This is a genomic window from Sutterella sp. (assembly GCF_052272535.1).
GTDB lineage: Bacteria > Pseudomonadota > Gammaproteobacteria > Burkholderiales > Burkholderiaceae_F > Sutterella.
The window spans coordinates 1-1,491 of the sequence record NZ_DAVZJY010000356.1; the positions used below are offsets into that span (position 1 = coordinate 1).

Here is a 1,491-nt window from a genome sequence, read left to right on the forward strand (position 1 = left end):
CATTTAATGGAGGGGACCCGACGCGCAGCGTCGGGGAGGAGGCCGTTCATTGGCGGAGCGGCCTTGACGCGCCCCCACAAGGAACAGCCTTGGGCTTGGGAGGAGAAGTCATGGGCGCGTCAGCGCCCTTGGCTGATCCTCCCGAGCTCACGGCGGCAATGCAACCTATTCTTCATGCGTTCGCCCTGCCCTCGCGATGCGCCCCTCACAGAGACGGATACACTTCTCCGGGTCCCGGGGCCCGGGAAGTCCCCTCCCCCGAAACGCAACCGGAGAAGGCTCATGCCGCAGGAAACCCGTACGGAGACGCGCGCCGCCGCGATCGCCGCGAAGCTCATCGCCGGCGAATCCCACACCTGGCGCTCGGCCTTCGAGACCGCCCGGCGCGAGACGGGCGCAAATCCCCCGGAGAGCGCGGTCGCGCGCGAGATCCGCCGCTGGTACGCGCTCTTCGCGCCCGAGGCGCACGCGCGCACGCTCCGCGAAAAGCGCCGTGCGGCGCTCGCCTTCATGCGGCGCGCCCGCGGGCTTGACCTGTGCCTCACGGGAGTCGTTCTCTCGGGGTGCGCAACGGAGGATTCCGTCGTGGAGCTCGCCCTGCGCGCGGAGTCGGAGAAGGAGGCGGCGATCGCGCTCCTCAATGCCGGGCTCCCGGCCGATCCCTTCGACGGCGCCTACCCCACGGCCTTCGCGCGCGCGGCCGCCAAACGCGGCGCGCTCACCGCCACGCTCGCGAGCTCGTCGGCGAACGAGCCCGTCCTCATCCGCGTCGTCGCGCCCCATTGGGCGCTCCCCGCCGCCGCACGCCCCGACGAATGGCAGCACCCGCTCGAAGCCGCGGGCGCCCTGGATGCGGCGGGCCTCTCGGAGCTCCTCGAATTCGCCGCCCTTCATCCGTCCGGAATGAAGGATTAGCCCATAGAGGGCATCCCGAAGCGGAGCCCCGTCAATAGACTGAGGGGACCAAAATGGTGAGGTCGGCGTGAAAACCTCGATTTTCCGTTCGTTTCCGTGCAATTTCGCCGAAGAACGCGCCCGAAGGGCGGGAAAAAACCTTTGACAAGGGGCCCCGGGCGGTTGAGAATTGCGCTGACTTGTCCTCCGATGTGTCCCCGTTGGGGCGATTTGGCCGCGTTTTGCGGCCCTTCGTCGTTCCCCGACGCACCGCGCGGCCCGTTGAACTCCGGCCCGTCGAGCTTCCGTGAAGGAGCGGCAACGGCACGCCGTGACGCCTTCCGTCGGCCGCCGGCACGTCCCATAAGCAACCCAATCGATCAAAAACATGGATCTGCGTAAACTCAAGACACTGATTGACCTCGTGAGCGAAAGCGGCGTGGCCGAACTGGAAATCACCGAAGGCGAAGACCGCGTGCGCATCGTCAACCGCACGAACACCCCCGCGCAGCCCGTGCAGAACACGATCGCCATCGCGCCGCAGCCCGCCGCGGCCCCGGTCGTGCAGGCCGCTCCGGCCGCAGCCCCCGCTGCCGC

The 1,491-nt window shown here is 68.5% G+C and carries 1 protein-coding gene and 1 pseudogene; both read left to right on the top strand.

The window, feature by feature from the left end:
* The first annotated feature begins 282 nt into the window (after window positions 1–282).
* Window positions 283–915 (top strand): hypothetical protein, encoded by a 633-nt coding sequence (locus ACT6Y9_RS10935; RefSeq protein ID WP_443744552.1) that lies wholly within the window; start codon window positions 283–285, stop codon window positions 913–915.
* Between the two features lie 367 nt (window positions 916–1,282).
* Window positions 1,283–1,491 (top strand): annotated as a pseudogene (locus ACT6Y9_RS10940) (acetyl-CoA carboxylase biotin carboxyl carrier protein); the annotation flags it as partial.

What these genes read in the sequence shown, in the direction of transcription:
- ACT6Y9_RS10935 (WP_443744552.1), top strand. Translation starts at nt 283, where the DNA reads ATGCCGCAGGAAACCCGTACGGAGACGCGCGCCGCCGCGATCGCCGCG.